Here is a 17,378-nt window from a genome sequence, read left to right on the forward strand (position 1 = left end):
GAGCGCTGGCGCAGACTCATGGCTGGCCGGTGAGCGGCCCGCGCCGTGCCCCGGGCTTGGCCAGCAGCAACTGGCAGGTGCCGATCGAACGCTCCAGAAAGCCGCCCTCGCAATAGCACAGGTAGTAGCGCCACAGACGGATGAAGCGCTCCTCGTAGCCGAGCCGGCGCACGCTTTCAAGATTGGCCTCGAAGCGCTCGCGCCACTCGCGCAGGGTGCGTGCATAGTGCGGACCGATCTCCTCGAGATCGAGCAGGTTGAATGTGGTGTGCCGCGCCAGCCCCGTGAGGATCGCGCTGTGCGACGGCAAAAAGCCGCCCGGAAACACATGGCGCTTGATGAAGTCGACCTCGCGCTTGGCGGCTTCGAAGCGCTGATCACGAATGGTGATCGCCTGCAGCGCGGCGAGGCCATCGTCGCTGAGCAGCCGATCCAGCGTCGCCAGGTAGGTGCCCAGGTACTGGTGGCCGACAGCCTCGACCATTTCCACCGAGACGAGCCGGTCGAAACGCCCCTCGAGCTGGCGATAATCCTGCTTCAGCAGCGTGATGCGATCCTCCAGCCCCTCCTCGGCGATGCGCCGGGCGACATACGCGTATTGTTCGGCGGAGAGGGTGGTGGTGGTGACGCGGCAGCCGCGGGTCCGGGCGGCATGGATCGCCAGCCCGCCCCAGCCGGTGCCGATTTCCAGCAGATGATGGTCGGCGCCGACATCGAGCGTGTCGAGCAGGCGTTCCAGCTTGCAGGTCGAGGCCTCCTCGAGACTCGCCTCGGCATGCGGGAACAGCGCGCTCGAATACATGCGATGACGGCGGTCGAGAAACAGCTCGAACAGCTCGTTGCCGATGTCGTAGTGGGCGCTGACGTTGCGGCGGGAACCGCGTGGCGTATTGCGCTTTAGCGTATGCCACGCGCCGGACAGCCAGCGGGCGAGTCGCGCGCTGCCGTTCTCGATCGAGCCGTTGACGCGCTCGAGGTTGGCGGCGAACAGCCGGATCAGCGTAACCAGGTCGTCGCTGTCCCAGTCGCCGTCCATGTAGGCCTCGCCGGCACCCACGGTGCCGCCCAGCGCCAGACGTCGCCAGGTGCGCTCGCGGTGCACGGTGACGCACGCCGCGAGCGGCCCGCCGCGGCCGAACTGGCGACACTCGCCGTCGGCCTCGATCAGCGTGATGTGTCCTCCTTCGAGTCGGTCGAGCTGGGTCAGCAGGCGTGGCTTTAGCCAGCACGCCAGCCGCTCGACGCCCGAGACGGAGGGCTTGGCGGGGCGTGGGGCGGGCGGGCGAAGCGAGGTCATGGCGAATTCTCCCGATGGCCGGAGCCGCGGCGGTGGCGAGTGTAGACCGGCGCGCGCTTGGCCCACAGGCGCAGCGCCTCGAAGTGAATCGCGGCGACGGTCTTGAGGCTCATCCACGGCTGGCGGGACAGCGTCTCGAGCAGTACCCGGCGGGTTGCCGGTCGTGCCGTCAACGTCAGGGTGGCGTCGAAATGGCGCGTGCCTGCCTGCCAGTTCTCCATGTGCAGGTAGAGGCGTTCACCGGGGGCGTTGAAGCGCCACCGGTAGTCCATGTCCATGGGATTGAACGGCGACACGTGCAGCGCCTTGGTGAACGTTGCACCGTGCAGATGACGGGCAGGATCGACGGCACAGGCGTAGACGTGGCGTTCGCCCCAGGGCGTGTTGGTGACCTCGCCGAGGACCGCGCGCAGTCGCTCGTGGCGGTCATAGGCGTAGTAGAGGGTGAGCGGATTGAAGGTCACGCCGCACAGCCGCAACTGGGCGAGCATGCACACCCGGCCATCCGCCGCCGCGGCCAGGTCGCCGCCCAGCTCGCTGGCCAGTCGCTCGCGCACTGCCTGCTTGAGCGGGCGATCGTGAGGGGCCAGGTAATCCTCGCGGCGATAGCGCGCCAGCGCGCTGCGCTGCGCACTGAAGCCGGGCACCTGGGTGAACAGCCGCGGCAGCTCGTCGAGATCCAGCCAGGCCATCCACAACTGGTAGCTGAAGGCATGTCCGCACGGTACGAAGCGCCGATGACGAAGTTGACCACGGTAGATGCAACTGCGCGGCGTGGCGATCATGGCGTCGTCTCCGCGCGGGCATGCCAGGCGCTTTCGTCGGCTCCTGGCTGCTGCAGGGCGCGGGCCACGCGCAGGGCGCTCCACACCCCATCCTCGTGGAAGCCGTTGCGCCAGTAGGCGCCGCAATAATGGGTGCGCAGCCGCGGCTGCGAAATCTCCGCATGGCGCGCCCGGGCCGTTTCGCCTGCGCGGGTAAAGGTGGGGTGCGCATAGCGGTAGCGCCCCAGCACCCGCGCGGGATCGATGGCTGCGGTGTCGTTGAGCGTCACGCACAAGGTCTCGGGCGCCGACAGCCGCTGGAGGATGTTCATGTTGTAGGTCACGGCGGCCTGCGCCTCGTCGGCGCGGCCGTCGAGGCGATAGTTCCAGCTCGCCCAGGCTCGGCGGCGACGCGGCAACAGCCGGGTGTCGGTATGCAGCACGACCGTGTTGTCGCGGTAGGGGATGGCGGCGAGGATCTCGCGCTCGGCCGGGCTGGGATCGCCGAGCAGCGCCAGCGCCTGGTCGGCGTGGCAGGCCAGCACCACCTGATCGAAGCGCGCCGCACCCAGCGCCGTGTTCAGATCGACGCCGCCTGCGTCGCGACGGATGCGCGAGACCGCGCAGCGCTGATGAATGCGCTCGGCGTAGCGTCGGGTCAGCGCCGGAATATAGCGGCTCGAGCCACCGGTCAGGGTCCGCCACTGCGGCCGGTCGCTGAGCGACAACAAGCCATGGTTGCGAAAGAAGCGCACGAAGAACGCCACCGGAAAGCGCGTCAGTTCGCTGATGCTCGCCGACCAGATGGCTGCGCCCATGGGCAGCAGATAATACCTGCGGAAGGCGTCGCCAAAACCGGCGGCGTCGAGATACTCGCCCAGCGTTATGGTCGGATCGAGCCGTCCGGCGTCGAGATCGTCGCTGGCCGCGCGATTGAAGCGCAGGATGTCGCCGAGCAGGCGATAGAAGGGCGGGCTGACGAGATTGCGGCGCTGGGCGAACAGCGAGCGCAGGGAATGACCATTGTATTCGAAGTCGCGGTGGGCCTCGTGCACCGAGAAGCTCATTTCGGTGGCTTGGGAGGCGACATCCAGCTCTGCCAGCAGGCGCTGGAAGTGGGGATAGGTGCGGTCGTTGAAGACGATGAAGCCGGTATCGATGGCATAATCGCGACCCGCCAGCGATACCTCGACGGTGGCGGTGTGTCCGCCCAGGCGCGGCGCGGCTTCGAACAGCGAGACCCGATGCTGCGCCGACAGGTAATGGGCGGCGCTCAGGCCGCTGATCCCGCTGCCGATCACGGCGATGCGTTGCCCGCTGGCCATTACGCGCCCGCCTGCGTACGACGCTTGCGCCCGGCGATGCGCCGCCCCAGGCGCAGGCGCAGCCCCGGCGGCAGGCTGCCCAGCAGCTTGATCAGATATGTGAAACGGCGCGGGAAATGCACGTCCAGGTCGCGCCGCTCGAGACCTTCGAGAATCGCATCGACGGCGCTATCGGCGTCGAGGCGCAGGGGCATGGCGAAATCGTTGCGCGCGGTGAGCGGGGTCTCGACGAAGCCGGGGTGAATCACGCTGACGTCGATCGCCTCGTCGGCCAGGTCGATGCGCAGCGACTCGAGGAAATGGCTGAGCGCGGCCTTGGACGCGCCATAGGCTTCGGCCCGTGGCAGCGGCAGGTAGGCCGCGGCGCTGGATACCGCGGCCAGTAGTGGCCGGCCGGCGTGCTCGTCGCGGGCGCGGCGCAGCAACGGCAGGCCGGCGTCGATGACCTTCAGCGCGCCGTGCAGGTTGACCTCCAGCACGCGCTCGATCAGCGCCAGGTCGAAGTGGCGAGCGTCGAGATATTCGCAGGTACCCGCGTCGTGGAGCAGCAGGTCGAGGCCGGCGAAGGCCGTGTCGATGCGGCGGGCGGCCTCGGCGACCGAGCCGTGGTCGGTGATGTCGCAGGGCACGACCAGTGCGTCGGGGTAGCCGCTGGCCAGTCGCTCGAGCGGCTCGCGACGCCGCGCGCTGAGCGCCACGCGGTGGCCCTGCGCGAGCAGTCGCCGGGCCAGCGCCAGGCCGATGCCCGAGCTGGCGCCGGTCAGCCAGATGCGCCGCTGTCCGCTCAATACTGTCATCTCGATCCTCCTCATCAGCGGGGCGCTCGACGAGCGAGCTGCGGTTCAGGCCAGGCGCCGCTTGAGCCAGCGAATAGCCGTACCGAACAATGGCAGGTGCTCATAGAGCAGGGCGCCGGCATCGAAGTAGTCGTGGTGTTCGCAGACCCGATCGCCCCGGAAGCGCAATCGCGAACAGCCCTCTACCGCTACCTTACGGCCGCTGGCCAGCTTTGGATGCACCAGGGTCAAGGTCCAGCAGACGAACGCCTGATCGGCGTGTCGCTGACGCTGGGTAAACTCGAAATGGATGTATTCGAGCCTGGCGTAGAGCGCGTCGAAGTAGCCGGTCAGTGCCGCGAGGCCGTCGATCCGCTGGAATGGATCGATGAAGCGGATATCCTCAGTGTAAATCTCGGGCAGATTTTTTGTACAGCTTTTGTCCAATTTTTTGTAGAAGGTGCAAAAGGCCTCCAATGGCGGGTCGATGACCATCGCTTTCTCCTTGTCGTATTAAGACGGTGCGCCGCCTTGCGCCGGCGGGTCAGACGTTGGCAAGCGCCTTGAAGGCGTCGAGCGCCCGCAGGCGAGCGGCCTTGTGATCGACGATCGGCGCCGGGTAGCCGTTGGTGCCGAGGCCATCGCGCGGCGGGGCGTGGCGTGCCCTGGCCGGCAAGTCGGCGAGCTCGGGCAGGTAGTGCGCGATGAATCGGCCGTCGGGATCGAAGCGGCTGGCCTGAGTGGTGGGGTTGAAGATGCGGAAATAGGGCGCCGCATCGGTGCCCGTGGAGGCCGCCCACTGCCAGCCGCCATTGTTGGCGGCGAACTCGCCGTCGACCAGGTGACCCAGGAAGAACGCCTCGCCACGCCGCCAGTCGATCAACAGGTGCTTGGTCAGGAACATCGCCGTCACCATGCGCAGGCGATTGTGCATCCAGCCGGTCTGCACCAGCTGGCGCATCGCTGCGTCGACCAGCGGATAGCCGGTACGCCCCTCGCACCAGGCGGCGAAATTCGCGTCGTCGTGACGCCAGGCGAGCTTGTCGGTATGCGTCTGGAAGGGCCGGTAACGGCACACCTCGGGAAAGCCGACGACGATGTGCTGGTAGAACTCGCGCCACACCAGCTCATTGATCCAGCTGGTCAGTCCCTTGTCGCCATCGCCGAGATGACCGTCGTTCTCGCTCATCGCAGCCTGCAGGCACTGGCGCGGCGAGAGCATGCCCAGCGCCAGGTAGGGCGACAGCTCGCTGGTACCGGCCAGCGCCGGACGGTCGCGTTGTTCGGCGTAGTGGCGCGCACGAAAGCGCAGAAAACGCGCCAGCCGGTCGGCGGCGGCTTCCTGGCCGGCGGGCCACAGCGCGGCATCGACCGGGCGCTCCGGGTATTCGGGCGCCTCGGGCAGGGGATCGCCGGCGATCGGCTGGCGAGTCTGGGGAGCGGGCGTATCGCGCAGCGCCAGGCGCGCGGCGTCGATGCGGCGGTGCCAGGCCTTGGCGAACGGCGTGAAGACCCGGTAGTAATCACCCTGGCCGCTAAGCAGTTCGCCCGGTTCGAAGGCCAGCCCGTCGGTGTAGCCGTGCACGCTGAGCCCGATCGCCTGGCAGGCGTCGCCCACCGCGGCGTCGCGGCGACGCTCGTCGAGCGGGTATTCGCGATTGAAGTGCAGCGCCTCGGCATGGTGTTCGCGGGCCAGCGCGACGAGCGCCTGCGGCGCGGCCTCGAAGCGCCCGATGTCGCGCTGGACGAGCGGAATGTTGAGCCCGGCCAGGGCGTCGCGCAGCGCCTTTACACCGCGGCGCAGGAAATCGATCTTGTTGGCGCCGTGGCCATGCCCGCGCCACTGCTCGGGGCAGTGCAGGAAGACCGCGATCACCGGGCCGCGCCGAGCTGCGGCGGCCAGCGCGGTGTTGTCGAGGGTGCGCAGGTCGCTGCGAAACCACATCAATTGGCGGGCCATTGACGCCTCCTGTCGCCGGCATGGGCCGGCTGGGTCAGTCGAGTATATTGCGCAGACGCTCGATCGCCGCGACCGGCATGTCGCCGAGGGGCTGGATGACGCTGGTTTCGAGCTCGGTCGCGCGTATGTGTGTGACCGGGCCGGCCAGGCAGAGCGGCGCCTTGAGCTGCCCGGCGAGCCGCGGCAGGTGGCGGCGCATCAGTTCGTTGCCTTCGGCGCGGTCGCTGGTCAACAGCAGCGCGGCGGCACCCAGGCGTTCCATGACCAGCGTCCACTCGCCGAGCGGCGCCGGCGTGTCGAACAGCTGGATGCGGTAGCCGGCGGCGCTGGCAGCCAGCGCCAGCAAGAGTACGCCCAGCCGGTCGGCCTCGTCGGATAGCCGCGAGAGCAACAGCAAGGGTCCATGCACGTACTGATTGGCGTGATACAGGCGCGTTCCGACACGCGTGCGCAGAAAGCTTTCCAGCAGCTGGCGCTGCACGGCGGCGCCCAACTGGTCATGCCAGCGCTCCTCGAGTTGCTTGACGACCGGCTGCCAGATCTCCATCAGGCAGACCTCGGCGGGATAGAGCGCCAGGGCCTGGTTGAACAACCCTTCGAGGCCCTGCACATCGAGCGCCTCGACCACCGCTATCCATTGCTGGCGCTGGCCGACCCAGTCGCCCTCGTCGATCGCGATCTGCTCGGTCTTGTCGGGACGGTCGAGCAGATCGCGCACCTGGCTGACCGGTACGCCGCGGTCGAGCCAATGGAGAATGCGCTCGACGCGCTGGATGTCCTCGCGGGCGTAGAGCCGGTGCCCCTTGGGGGTGCGTTGCGGGCGGATCAAGCTATAGCGGCGCTCCCAGGCGCGCAGCGTCACCGCGTTGACGCCGGTCAAGCGCGAGACTTCGCGAATCGGATACAGCGCCGAGCCGGCGTGTCCCATGGGCTGGTCATTGATCATGCGCACGCGTGTCCCTAGCTGTCTGGCGATACCGCCTCTGGTCCCGGAAGCGGTCGTGTCCTGTACATAGCGGCGATGCCGACAGGAGTGGATTAAGAGTTATACAAAATAATGGCTTTGTACAACTGTTCCCGTTTATATGGCTGATGCGGCGTCGGCCTGCACTGGCCTGCACTAGGCGTGGCTGGGCAAGTGCGACGGCCACTGACTAGACTATCAGAGACGTACAATAGCCGTATAACTCGACACGCACCGAATCGCGGCAGAGGCTCGCTCAGCCAGGCATCCGCCCGCAGCGTTCGATACGTGTCGCCGGTTCATCCGCGACGCCGCCGTCGCGTCGCGATACAGGCAACGACAGGAGGCGCCATGCGTATTCTGATCACGGGAGGCAGCGGCTTCGTGGGGCGGCTACTCTGCCGGCGACTGGCGCGAGACGGCCACGAGCTGATGGTCCTGTCGCGAACGCCGGATTCGGCCAGGCAGGGGCTGCCCGAAGGCTGCGACATTCGCGACACGGTGGCCGCCTTCGCCCAGCGCGAGCCCGAGGCGATCGTCAATCTGGCCGGCGAGCCGATCGCCGGCAAGCGCTGGAGCGAGGCCCAGAAGCGGCGATTGTTCGACTCGCGGCTGAGCGTCACCCAGCAACTGGTGGATCTGTGCCGACAGTCGAGCACGCCGCCGCGGGTGATGATCTCGGGTTCGGCGATGGGCTATTACGGCGACCAGGGCCAGCGTGCCGTGGACGAGACGACCTCGCCCAACGAGGAATTTGCGCACCGCTTGTGCGCCCAGTGGGAAGCCAAGGCTCACGAGGCCGAGCGCCATGGCGTGCGAGTCGTGCTGCTGCGCACCGGATTGGTGCTCGATGCCGGCGGCGGGGCGCTGGCCAAGCTGCTGCCGGCGTTCAGGATGGGCCTGGGTGGACGTTTCGGCGACGGCCGTCAGTTCATGCCGTGGATCCACCGCGAGGATCACGTACGCAGCATCGAGTTCCTGCTCGATCACGATACCCTGAGCGGTGCCTTCAATGCCTCGGCGCCGCACCCGGTGCGCAACGCCGAATTCGCCGCCACCCTGGCCCGGCAATTACACCGCCCGGCACTGATGCCGGTGCCGGCACCGCTGCTGCAGCTGGGCCTGGGCGAGATGTCGCACCTGTTGCTGAGCGGCGCCGACATGCGCCCGCGGCGGTTGCTCGACGCCGGTTTCCGCTTCAATTACGAGACCCTCGACGCGGCGCTGGCCGATATTCTCCGGCGCGGGCGCGCGGCGGCTTAGTTGCTCGCCACGCCGCTGCCGGTCGTCAGCGGCGGGTCTCGCGGTCGACGGTGACGATCACCCGCACGCCGTCCAGGCGCAGCCGCGCGCCCTCGATCGCCGCATCGAGGGCCTGACGCTCGTTGCGCAGCGCATCGAGTTCGTCCTGGCGCACCGCGGGGTTGTGACGCGCCAGGGCCTGCAGCCGTGACAGCTCGTCGTCGAGCACGCCGCGCATGCGTTGCTGGGCGGCCTCGACGATCGTCGGCAGCTCGCGCTCGGCCTCGAGCTCGCCTTTTTCCAGCAGCTCGCGCAGCTGAGCGTGGCGCGACTTGATCAGGTCGCGGGCGACCGCCTTCTTGACTTTCTGCAGGTTCTTGGCCAGCCCGCTGAACGAGACCTTGGCGGACAAATTGGCGCCGGATTCGTCGAGCAGCACGCGCACCGCGGTGGGCGGCAGGAAGCGATCGACGTGCAGGCGTTTGGGGGCCGGGCAATCGGTGACGAAGACCAGCTCGGCCATCAGCCGCCCGGCGGGGATCGATGGATGATCGAGCAGCGCCAGCGCGGTGTTGCCCAGCGTGCCGGTGAGAATCCGGCCCATCAGTTCGCGGATCAATGGATGTTCCCACGACAGATGCTGGACGTCGTCGCGGGCCAGTGCCCGCTCGCGGGAACGGGTCGCGGTAAAGCCCTCCTCACCCTTGGCGAGCCCCGGCAGGCCGTCGAGCATGTGCGGCCCGGCGCGCAGGTGGACGAGCTGGCTGCCGAGCTCCTGGCTGTCGACGCCGAAGATATCCAACGCCTGATCCAGGTAGCGCGGCAGCGCGCGGTCGGCGTCGAGTTCGCGGATCGACGCGGCGACCGTTGCGGCGCGCTCACCGCGGCAGGCGTTGAGCTCGAGCAGGCGGTTGCGCCCGGCATCGCGCTCGGCCAGGCGGGTCTCGAACAGCGCGCGGGTCTCGTCGATCACCGCCTCGAGGGCGTCGTCGTCGAGCAGCGCTTCGGCCAGCGCGTCGCCGAACGCCGCGTAGAGTTCGCTGCCCACGCCGTGCGGCGCGTCGAAGGCATCCATGCCCTCGCGATACCAGCGCAACAGCCGCTCACCGGGGCTGCCGGCGAACACCGGCACGTGGATCTCGATGGCGTGGCGCTGGCCGATGCGATCGAGGCGACCGATGCGCTGCTCGAGCTGGTCGGGCAACTGGGGCAGGTCGAACATCACCAGGTGGCGGCAGAACTGGAAGTTGCGCCCCTCGGAGCCGATCTCCGAGCACACCATGACCTGGCTGCCGTCCTCCTCGTCGGCGAAGGACGCCGCGGCGCGGTCGCGCTCGACCAGCGTCAGCCCTTCGTGGAACACCGGCGCATGGATGCCGCCGAGCACGCGCAGCGCCTCGGCCAGCTCGACGGCGGTGGCGCGGTCGTGGGCAATCACCAGCGTCTTGTCGCGGCCGACCCCGGTGAGGTGTTCAAGCAGCCAGGTGACGCGCGGGTCGATCTGCCACCAGGGCTCGGCATTGAACGGATCGTCGCCCGGCGAAACGTCGCTCAGCGCGCGGTAGGTGGTGTCGAGATAGAGCATGAGATCGGGGTGGTCGAGGCCGGTCTCGATCAGCAGCTCGTCGAGGTGGTCCTCGTCGCGCTCGAGCTTGCGCAGCACCCGGCGATAGGCCGAGGGCGCCTCGAGCCGGGCGACGTGCAGGTGGCGCGGGGGAAAGCCGCCGACGTGGCGCCGACTGTTGCGAAACATCACTCGGCCGGTGCCGTGGCGGTCGAGCAACTGCTCGCGCAGCTGAGCGCGGGCGGAGCGCTGCTGGGCGGCGTCGCTCTGCGGGTCGGCCAGGGTCGCGAGCAGCGCCTGGCTGTCGGCATCGTCGATCACCGCGGCGGCGCTGGATTGCGCCGCGGCGTCGCCGGGCAACCGCTCGAGCGCGTCGATCGCCTCGGCGACCTGTACGTAGCCGGCCTCTTCGGCGCGAAAGCGCGCCAGGTCATGATAGCGGTCGGGGTCGAGCAGACGCAGCCGGGCGAAGTGGCTGTGCATGCCCATCTGCTCGGGAGTGGCGGTGAGCAGCAGCAGGCCGGGCACGGCGCGCGCCAGGCGCTCCACGCAGTCGTAGCCGGGGCCGCTGGCCGCCGGCGACCAGTCGAGATGGTGGGCCTCGTCGACGATCAGCAGGTCCCAGGCGCAGGCCTCGGCCTGGCGTTGGCGGTGCGGGTTGGCGAACAGCCATTGCTGGCTGGCCAGGATCAGCTGGCCGGCGTCGAACGGATTGGCCTCGCCGTGGGCCTGGCTCTGCTGCTCGTCGAGCAGCGTGACATCCAGGGCGAAGCGCCGCAGCAGCTCGACCAGCCATTGGTGGGTCAGGCTGTCGGGGACCAGGATCAGCGCGCGCTCGGCGCGCCCGTTGAGCAGCAGGCGGTGCAGGATCAGCCCGGCTTCGATGGTCTTGCCCAGGCCGACCTCGTCGGCGAGCAGCACCCGCGGGGCGTGACGCCGCGAGACTTCGTCGGCGATGTACAGCTGGTGGGGGATCAGGTCGATCTTGGGTCCGGCCAGGCCGAGCGCCGGATTCTGGCTGATGCGATGATGATGGTGCAGGGTGCGAAAGCGCAGGTCGAACCAGTCGTTGCGGTCGACCTGACCGGTCAGCAACCGGTCGCGGGCCTGGTTGAACGGCATGCGGTCGGAGAGCTCGGTCTCGGAGAGTTCGTGCCACTCGCCGGCAGCGTCCTGGCCGATATAGACCACCAGGCCGTCGCGCTCCTTGGAGTCGTCGACGCTCAGCTGGCTGCCGTCGGCGGACTCGATACGGTCGCCGCTGCCGAACATCACCCGGGTCAGCGGCGCCTGGCGCACGCTGTAGGTGCGCGTCTCCTGGCTGGCCGCGAAAAGCACGGTGACGCTGCGCGCATCGACGTTGAGGATGGTGCCCAGGCCCAGGTCGGCCTCGCCGTCGCTGATCCAGCGCTGACCGGGAATGAATTCGCTCATGGTGCCTCGGATGCTCAGGAATACGGTGCGTTGCGTCCCGGCCGCCGGCGATGGCGGGCGGCCGGTCGGCGACGGGGCGCGTATGGTACAGCAATCTCCAGCGGCAATTAAGCGCTTAACGGTCGAGCCAGGCGTCGAGCTGGGCGCGGCCGAATTCGCCGACATGGCGGGTCAGCAGCCTGCCGTCGGCCGAATAGAACAACGTGGTCGGTAATCCGGGGGCCTGGCTGAGCGCTGTCAGCCGTTGACGCGGGTCGAGCAGCGTCAGCGGCAGGTCCAGGGCCTGTCGGTCCAGGTAGCGCGCGACCTCGAGCAGGCTCTCGCCCTGGTTGACCGTCACCACCCGCACATCGCCGCGCTGCGCAGCCTCGGCGAGCAGCGCCAGCTCACGCCGACAGGCCGGGCAGCCACTGGCCCAGAGGTTGATCAGCAGCGGCTTGTCCGCGAGCTCGGCAAGTGCCACCCGGTCGCCGTCGAGCGCGTCGAGAGTGATGGTGGGCAAGCGTTGCAGGGTGGCCTCCGAAGCGAGCGGTTGCCAGGCCATCAGCCCGGCCCACAACCCGGCAGCAACGATCAGCAGGCCCTGGGCGGTGACTGCCTGGCGAGGCCGGCGACGCAGCGACCACGACGTCCAGGCCGCGCCGGCCAATAAGCCCGCGAGCGGCAGATAGCCGGGTTGCCACAGCTTGAAGGCATCGAGCGGCGCGGCGCGATAGCTGTCGGCATGGAGCAGCACGTAGCCCAGCCGCGCGCCAAGCAGCGCAGCGAGCAACAGGCCGTTGAACCAGCGGCCGCGTTGCGTGGCGGGCAGGCGCAGCAGCAATGCGCTGGCGAGCAGCAGCGACCCGGCGCTGACGAAGGCGTACAGGCGCGGCAGGGCGATGAGCAATGGCCCGAGGGCGATGGCGTCCATGAGCGACAAGGTTCCATGCGGGACGGCGGACGGGCGCGTCGTCAGCGCTGTGCTGGCAGGCTACAATGGCCAGCCTACGGGGCCGCGGCCCCGCTGTCATCCGCCCTGATCATCGCACGACGCTACGTTGCGTCACCGGAGTCGCTGTCATGGCCAAGCGCTACGATGGCCTGCGCGCCCTGGCGATCGCCAGCCAGGCGCTGGGCTTCATCCTGATCATTACCCTGGAAACCGTGCTCGGCGACGCCGCGCGGCCCTGGCAAGGGGCAACGCTGGCGGCGATGCTGCTTGCCGCGCTGAGCATCGCGGGGATCCGCCAGTACCGTTACAACCGCGGCCGCAAGGCGGCGGAGCGCGCCCGGCGCGGCGCGGCGCGCCGTGAGCGCGAATCCGCGGATTGAGCGCTTTCGCGGCTGACGATCAACCTGCGCACCCAACGCGATACGCTCCTTGTCGCTCACCGCCGGCGTTCATTCATTGGCAAGCGATACTTGTGCCAACCGGCGCTGATTCAGGAATGTACCACTGCTGATCAGCGCAATCCGCCTATCGGCTTTGGCTAGCGACCCGCCGCCTCGGCGGATGCGCGCCGGTCGAAGCGGGCGAAGAGCTGCCCGGCGCCCCCGTCGACGTCCTGCTGATAATAGAGACTGGCCAGCGACAAGCCGACCGGGGCAGCGAGCGCCGGGCCTTCGAGCAGGCTCTGGTAACGCTCGCCGCCGATCATCGTCAGGCGCTGGGTGACGAACAGCGTATCCAGCACGCCATGGCGCAGCAGCGAATGCAGTGAATAAGGACCGGCCACCGAATAAATCCGCCGGTAGCCGCGCTCGCCGAGTCGCCGGACGACCTGGCATATGTCGAGCTCGCCGGTGATGCTGGCGGCGTCCGGCTCGGCGTCCAGGCCGATCACTTCGGCCCCCTGGGCGGCCAGGCGATCGCGCCGCTCGGCGCTGATCAGCGAGCGGGCGATGAAGATCAATACCCGCCGGCCCTGCTCGAGCAGCGTCTCGGGTAGCGGGAAGTCGAGCGTATTGCTGAGCACCACCACATCGGACTGAGGCCGCAAGCCCTGGGTGCGGCGCCACGCCAGCAGATCGCTGAAGGCCGGGTCGTCGGCCACCGGCAGCGCGGCCTGGGCGCGCCCTTCGGCCAGCTGGCGGAAGTAGCGTCCACCGATCAGCAGGGCGTCGGCGCGTGCCGCAAGCTCTTGATAGAGCCGCCAGTCATGGCGGTTGGCGACGCTCGTCGGCACCTCGTCGTGGCCCGCGGCGTCCTCCACGGCGACCCGGCCATCGAGGCTGGTGACGAAGTTGCTGTAGACGAAGGGGATGGCGTGCGGGGCGTGATCGAGCGGCGTGTCGAGATAGAGCCCTTCCAGCGTGCATGCCTGCGTGGGGGCGGGATAGAGCCTGAGGAGTGTCATGGCCGTGCTTTCCAAATGCTTTCCAGGTCGATTCGATGGCGACTGCGAATGGCACGATAGCACGCGCATCGGCGCCGCGTTTGGCGCCGAGGATGACTATTTTCATACTTTTGGCTCGCCGCCAGCGGCTATCTTGAGCATAACGCTGTAGCAGGTATGGCCCATGCGACGGGTCGCCTGTCGGGTGGGGCGGCTGCTTGGCGATAGTGGCCGCGAGGCGGCGTTCCGTTCTCGCACGAGATCACTCACAGGCGACCCGTTCGGGTGCCAGGGAGGCAGCGATGGATGCGCGCAACGTCTTCGTCGTCGGGCTCAATGCGTTCAATCGCGAGCGTCTCGAGCACCTCCGCGGCGCCAGCGAGTACCGTTTTCATGGCGTGATCGAACCGGAAGCGGTCTACGACACCGAAATATTCCCCATCGAGGCCATGCTGAACCAGGCCACGGCGCAACTGGACGCCTTCGCGGGGCGCATCGACGCCATCGTCGGCTACATGGACTTCCCCGTCTCGACCATGCTGCCGTTGCTGTGCGAGCGCTACGCCACACCGACCGCCAGCCTCGAGAGCCTGCTCAAGTGCGAGCACAAGTACTGGAGTCGGCTGACCCAGCGCGAGGTGATCGGCAATTACATCCCGCGCTTCACCGCCTTCGACCCATTCGACGATAGCGCGCTGTCGCGTATCGGCGAGGCGGGGCTGTACTTCCCGTTCTTCGTCAAGCCGATCAAGTCATCGGGCTCGCGGCTGGGCTTTCGCATCGACAGTCCCGAGGACTTCGGTGCCGCGATCGCCCGGTTGCGCGAGGATATCGGGCTGATTTCCGAGCCGTTCAACTTCATCCTCGAACAGGCCAACCTGCCCGACGCGGTACGCGCGGTGGACGGCGGCTTCTGCATGGCCGAGGAGATCATCGGCGGCTGGCAGTGCACGGTGGAAGGCTACGTCTTCCAGGGCGAGGTGGTGCCCTACGGCATCGTCGATTCGATTCGCTACCCGCAGGTGTTGAGCTTCTTCTACTACCGCTACCCCTCGCGCTTGCCGACTCACATCCAGGACAAGATGCGCGAGCTGACCACCACCATCATGACCCATATCGGCTACGACAACGCCGCGTTCAACGTCGAATTCTTCTGGGACGAAGTCCAGAACCGCATCTGGCTGCTCGAGATCAACACGCGCATTTCCCAGTCGCACTGCGATCTGTTCGAGAAGGTCGACGGGGTCAGCCATCAGCAGGTCAGCGTCGACCTGGCGCTGGGCCAGCGCCCCGACATGCCCACGGCAGAGGGCGCTTACGAGGTGGCGGGAAAGTTCTTCTATCGGGTGTTCTTCGTCGATGCCGTGGTCACGCGGGTACCCAGTGTTCAAGAGATCGACGCGTTGCAGCAACGCTTCCCGGGGTGCGTGATCGCCCTGCAGGTCGGCCTCGGCACGCGGCTTTCCACGTTGCCCGAGCAGGACAGCTACAGCTTCGCGCTGGCGCACATCTGGATGGGCGCCGACAGCGACGAGGCGCTGCTCGCCGACTACACCGCGCTTGCCGAATCGCTGACGTTCGAATTCGAGGAGGTCATTGGCTGAACGCCGCGCGGCGCTTCGCCTACCCTGAAAGCATCCATGCCGAATAACGACACGATAAGGGACCGCCATGCGCATCGTCAGCGACTTTCCACGCCGGGTTCACGAAGAGGAGACCTGGATCACGCTTGCCGACGGTTGCCGGCTGGCGGTACGCATCTGGCGGCCGGTGGATGCCGAACAGCGGCCGGTACCGGCGATCCTCGAATACCTGCCTTACCGCAAGCGTGACCTGACCGCCCAGCGCGATGCCCAGACCCACCCCTACTGGGCCGGTCACGGCTATGCCGGGGTGCGCGTCGACATTCGCGGCAGCGGCGAATCGGATGGCGTGCTAACCGATGAGTACCTGCAGCAGGAGCTCGACGACGGTGTCGAGATTCTCGACTGGCTGGAACGCCAGCCGTGGTGCGACGGCAACGTGGGGATGATCGGCATCTCATGGGGCGGCTTCAACGGCCTGCAGATCGCCGCTCTCCAGCCGCCCCAGCTCAAGGCGGTGATCACGCTGTGCTCCACCGACGACCGCTACGCCGACGATGTTCACCACATGGGCGGCTGTCTACTCGGCGACAACCTGTCGTGGGCCTCGACGATGTTCGATGCCAACGCCAGCCCGCCCGACCCGGCGCTGGTCGGCGAGCGCTGGCGCGAGCTGTGGCAGCAGCGCCTGGAAGGCAGCGGCCTGTGGCTGGCGACCTGGCTGGCCCATCAGCGCCGCGACGCCTACTGGAAGCATGGCTCGGTGGGCGAGGACTTCGCGCGGATCCGCTGCCCGGTCTACGCCGTGAGCGGCTGGGCCGATGGCTACTGCAATGCCGTGTTCCGCCTGCTGGAAGGGCTCGACGTGCCGCGCAAGGGCCTGGTCGGGCCCTGGGCGCACAAGTACCCGCACCTTGGCGTGCCGGGCCCGGCGATCGGTTTTCTGCAGGAGACGCTGCGCTGGTGGGATTACTGGCTGAAAGGCCAGCAGACCGGGATCATGGATGAGCCGATGCTGCGGGTCTGGATGCAGGATTCGGTGCCGCCCTCGGCGCGCTACGAGGTGCGCCCCGGACGCTGGGTCAGCGAGCCGAGCTGGCCGTCGCCGACGATCGTGCCTCAATCCTTTCGCCTGACCAGCGGCCACGATCTGGTCCCCGATGTCGCCCAGATCGCCGCCGCGCCGGGCGCCGCCGCGCCCGAGGTCGACGACGTTCCGCTGACGATCCGTTCGCCGCTGTTCGTCGGCCTCTACGCCGGCAAGTGGTGTTCCTACAATGCGCCCCCCGACCTGCCCCACGACCAGCGCGACGAGGATGGCGGGGCGTTGATCTTCCAGACCCGGCCGCTCGGCGAGACGCTCGAGATCTGCGGCCAGCCGATGGCCGAGCTTGAGCTCGAGGCCGACCAGCCGGTGGCGATGATCGCCCTGCGGCTGAACGACATCGCCGTGGACGACAAGGCCACTCGGGTCTCATACGGCCTGCTCAACCTGACCCATCGCGACAGCGACGAGCATCCCGAGCCGCTCGAGCCGGGCAAGCGCTACCGGGTGCGCATCCCGCTCAAGCACATCGCCCAGCAGTTCCCGGTAGGGCATGCCTTGCGACTGTCGCTGTCGAGTAGCTACTGGCCGCTGGCCTGGCCGTCGCCGAGCCCGGTGCGCTTGACCCTGTATCCGGCCTCCAGCCGGCTGATCCTGCCATGCCGCGAGCCCAGCCCGGCCGAGGAGGCGGCGTTGCCGGCCTTCGACATGCCGGAAGGCGCACCGCCGCTGGCGCGCACGCTGATCCAGCCGAGCCAGGAGGCCTGGCGGGTGATCCGCGATCTGGCCAACGACCGCACCACCCTCGAGGTGGTCAACGACGCAGGCGTCTATCGGCTCGACGACATCGACCTGGAGCTCGCCGTGCGGGTCACCGAGCGCTACAGCTATGCCTACGGCAATTACGCCAGCCTCAGCGGCTGGACCGAATGGGAACGCCACTTCCGGCGTGGCGACTGGCAGGTGCGCACCGTGACCCGCACGCTGATGACCTCGGACGCCGACAACTTCCGCCTGCGCGCCACCCTTGACGCCTACGAGGGCGATAGCCGGGTGTTCGCCAAGAGCTGGGACGAGGAAATACCTCGCGACCTGGTCTAGCGTTC

14 protein-coding genes are annotated in these 17,378 nt (G+C 68.1%); 4 read left to right on the plus strand and 10 right to left on the minus strand.

The window, feature by feature from the left end; translation table 11 throughout:
* Positions 1-16: 16 nt before the first annotated feature.
* From HALZIN_RS0101085 to HALZIN_RS0101115, 7 genes are read right to left on the minus strand one after another with little or no spacing between them, the layout of a single operon-like run.
* Complete coding sequence (locus HALZIN_RS0101085) at positions 17-1,297, minus strand: SAM-dependent methyltransferase (protein WP_031382415.1); 1,281 nt, start codon at positions 1,295-1,297, stop codon at positions 17-19.
* The gene (locus tag HALZIN_RS0101090; RefSeq protein ID WP_031382416.1) at positions 1,294-2,082 is read right to left on the minus strand and encodes a DUF1365 domain-containing protein; all 789 of its coding nucleotides are present in this window, start codon (positions 2,080-2,082) and stop codon (positions 1,294-1,296) included. Before HALZIN_RS0101090 ends, HALZIN_RS0101085 begins: the two co-directional genes overlap by 4 nt.
* Entirely contained in the window at positions 2,079-3,386 is a 1,308-nt protein-coding gene (locus tag HALZIN_RS0101095) for an NAD(P)/FAD-dependent oxidoreductase (RefSeq protein ID WP_031382417.1), read from the minus strand. The genes HALZIN_RS0101090 and HALZIN_RS0101095 overlap by 4 nt, the downstream gene beginning before the upstream one ends.
* Positions 3,386-4,183 (minus strand): SDR family NAD(P)-dependent oxidoreductase, encoded by a 798-nt coding sequence (locus HALZIN_RS0101100; RefSeq protein ID WP_031382418.1) that lies wholly within the window; start codon positions 4,181-4,183, stop codon positions 3,386-3,388. The genes HALZIN_RS0101095 and HALZIN_RS0101100 overlap by 1 nt, the downstream gene beginning before the upstream one ends.
* Positions 4,184-4,228: 45 nt before the next feature.
* Positions 4,229-4,657 (minus strand): nuclear transport factor 2 family protein, encoded by a 429-nt coding sequence (locus tag HALZIN_RS0101105; protein WP_031382419.1) that lies wholly within the window; start codon positions 4,655-4,657, stop codon positions 4,229-4,231.
* 49 nt (positions 4,658-4,706) lie between these two features.
* Positions 4,707-6,122, minus strand: a complete 1,416-nt coding sequence (phrB, locus tag HALZIN_RS0101110) for a deoxyribodipyrimidine photo-lyase (RefSeq protein ID WP_031382420.1) — start codon at positions 6,120-6,122, stop codon at positions 4,707-4,709.
* 34 nt (positions 6,123-6,156) lie between these two features.
* Positions 6,157-7,068 carry a MerR family transcriptional regulator gene (locus HALZIN_RS0101115; RefSeq protein WP_035575062.1) on the minus strand — a complete coding sequence of 304 codons (912 nt, stop codon included), beginning with the start codon at positions 7,066-7,068 and terminating at the stop codon, positions 6,157-6,159.
* 369 nt (positions 7,069-7,437) lie between these two features.
* Between HALZIN_RS0101115 and HALZIN_RS0101120 the strand changes: the two genes are divergently transcribed.
* Positions 7,438-8,349: a TIGR01777 family oxidoreductase gene (locus HALZIN_RS0101120; RefSeq protein WP_031382422.1), complete on the plus strand. Its 912-nt coding sequence runs from the start codon at positions 7,438-7,440 to the stop codon at positions 8,347-8,349.
* A 25-nt stretch (positions 8,350-8,374) separates the two neighbouring features.
* On the opposite strand, the gene rapA is transcribed toward HALZIN_RS0101120, so the two are convergent.
* Positions 8,375-11,326, minus strand: a complete 2,952-nt coding sequence (gene rapA, locus HALZIN_RS0101125; protein ID WP_031382423.1) for an RNA polymerase-associated protein RapA — start codon at positions 11,324-11,326, stop codon at positions 8,375-8,377.
* Positions 11,327-11,441: 115 nt separating this feature from the next.
* Positions 11,442-12,239, minus strand: coding sequence for a TlpA family protein disulfide reductase (locus HALZIN_RS0101130; RefSeq protein ID WP_031382424.1), 798 nt, complete (start codon positions 12,237-12,239; stop codon positions 11,442-11,444).
* Between the two features lie 149 nt (positions 12,240-12,388).
* Here HALZIN_RS0101130 and HALZIN_RS0101135 point away from each other — a divergent pair, with 149 nt between their 5' ends.
* Positions 12,389-12,640 (plus strand): hypothetical protein, encoded by a 252-nt coding sequence (locus HALZIN_RS0101135; RefSeq protein WP_031382425.1) that lies wholly within the window; start codon positions 12,389-12,391, stop codon positions 12,638-12,640.
* A 158-nt stretch (positions 12,641-12,798) separates the two neighbouring features.
* Here the strand turns inward: HALZIN_RS0101135 and HALZIN_RS0101140 are convergent, their stop codons facing one another.
* On the minus strand, positions 12,799-13,665 hold the full coding sequence (locus HALZIN_RS0101140) for a RibD family protein (protein ID WP_031382426.1): 867 nt from the start codon (positions 13,663-13,665) through the stop codon (positions 12,799-12,801).
* A gap of 281 nt (positions 13,666-13,946) precedes the next feature.
* On the opposite strand from HALZIN_RS0101140, the gene HALZIN_RS0101150 reads away from it, so the two are divergent.
* Positions 13,947-15,248: an ATP-grasp domain-containing protein gene (locus HALZIN_RS0101150; RefSeq protein ID WP_031382427.1), complete on the plus strand. Its 1,302-nt coding sequence runs from the start codon at positions 13,947-13,949 to the stop codon at positions 15,246-15,248.
* Between the two features lie 67 nt (positions 15,249-15,315).
* Positions 15,316-17,373 carry a CocE/NonD family hydrolase gene (locus HALZIN_RS0101155; protein ID WP_031382428.1) on the plus strand — a complete coding sequence of 686 codons (2,058 nt, stop codon included), beginning with the start codon at positions 15,316-15,318 and terminating at the stop codon, positions 17,371-17,373.
* Positions 17,374-17,378: the final 5 nt, after the last annotated feature.

It is taken from the genome of Halomonas zincidurans B6 (genome assembly GCF_000731955.1).
GTDB lineage: Bacteria > Pseudomonadota > Gammaproteobacteria > Pseudomonadales > Halomonadaceae > Modicisalibacter > Modicisalibacter zincidurans.

Excerpts from the sequence above, each read along its gene's own strand:
- HALZIN_RS0101085 (WP_031382415.1), bottom strand. The coding sequence starts at position 1,297 with ATGACCTCGCTTCGCCCGCCCGCCCCACGCCCCGCCAAGCCCTCCGTC.
- HALZIN_RS0101090 (WP_031382416.1), bottom strand. The coding sequence starts at position 2,082 with ATGATCGCCACGCCGCGCAGTTGCATCTACCGTGGTCAACTTCGTCAT.
- HALZIN_RS0101095 (WP_031382417.1), bottom strand. The coding sequence starts at position 3,386 with ATGGCCAGCGGGCAACGCATCGCCGTGATCGGCAGCGGGATCAGCGGC.
- HALZIN_RS0101100 (WP_031382418.1), bottom strand. The coding sequence starts at position 4,183 with ATGACAGTATTGAGCGGACAGCGGCGCATCTGGCTGACCGGCGCCAGC.
- HALZIN_RS0101105 (WP_031382419.1), bottom strand. The coding sequence starts at position 4,657 with ATGGTCATCGACCCGCCATTGGAGGCCTTTTGCACCTTCTACAAAAAA.
- phrB (WP_031382420.1), bottom strand. The coding sequence starts at position 6,122 with ATGGCCCGCCAATTGATGTGGTTTCGCAGCGACCTGCGCACCCTCGAC.
- HALZIN_RS0101115 (WP_035575062.1), bottom strand. The coding sequence starts at position 7,068 with ATGATCAATGACCAGCCCATGGGACACGCCGGCTCGGCGCTGTATCCG.
- HALZIN_RS0101120 (WP_031382422.1), top strand. The coding sequence starts at position 7,438 with ATGCGTATTCTGATCACGGGAGGCAGCGGCTTCGTGGGGCGGCTACTC.
- rapA (WP_031382423.1), bottom strand. The coding sequence starts at position 11,326 with ATGAGCGAATTCATTCCCGGTCAGCGCTGGATCAGCGACGGCGAGGCC.
- HALZIN_RS0101130 (WP_031382424.1), bottom strand. The coding sequence starts at position 12,239 with ATGGACGCCATCGCCCTCGGGCCATTGCTCATCGCCCTGCCGCGCCTG.
- HALZIN_RS0101135 (WP_031382425.1), top strand. The coding sequence starts at position 12,389 with ATGGCCAAGCGCTACGATGGCCTGCGCGCCCTGGCGATCGCCAGCCAG.
- HALZIN_RS0101140 (WP_031382426.1), bottom strand. The coding sequence starts at position 13,665 with ATGACACTCCTCAGGCTCTATCCCGCCCCCACGCAGGCATGCACGCTG.
- HALZIN_RS0101150 (WP_031382427.1), top strand. The coding sequence starts at position 13,947 with ATGGATGCGCGCAACGTCTTCGTCGTCGGGCTCAATGCGTTCAATCGC.
- HALZIN_RS0101155 (WP_031382428.1), top strand. The coding sequence starts at position 15,316 with ATGCGCATCGTCAGCGACTTTCCACGCCGGGTTCACGAAGAGGAGACC.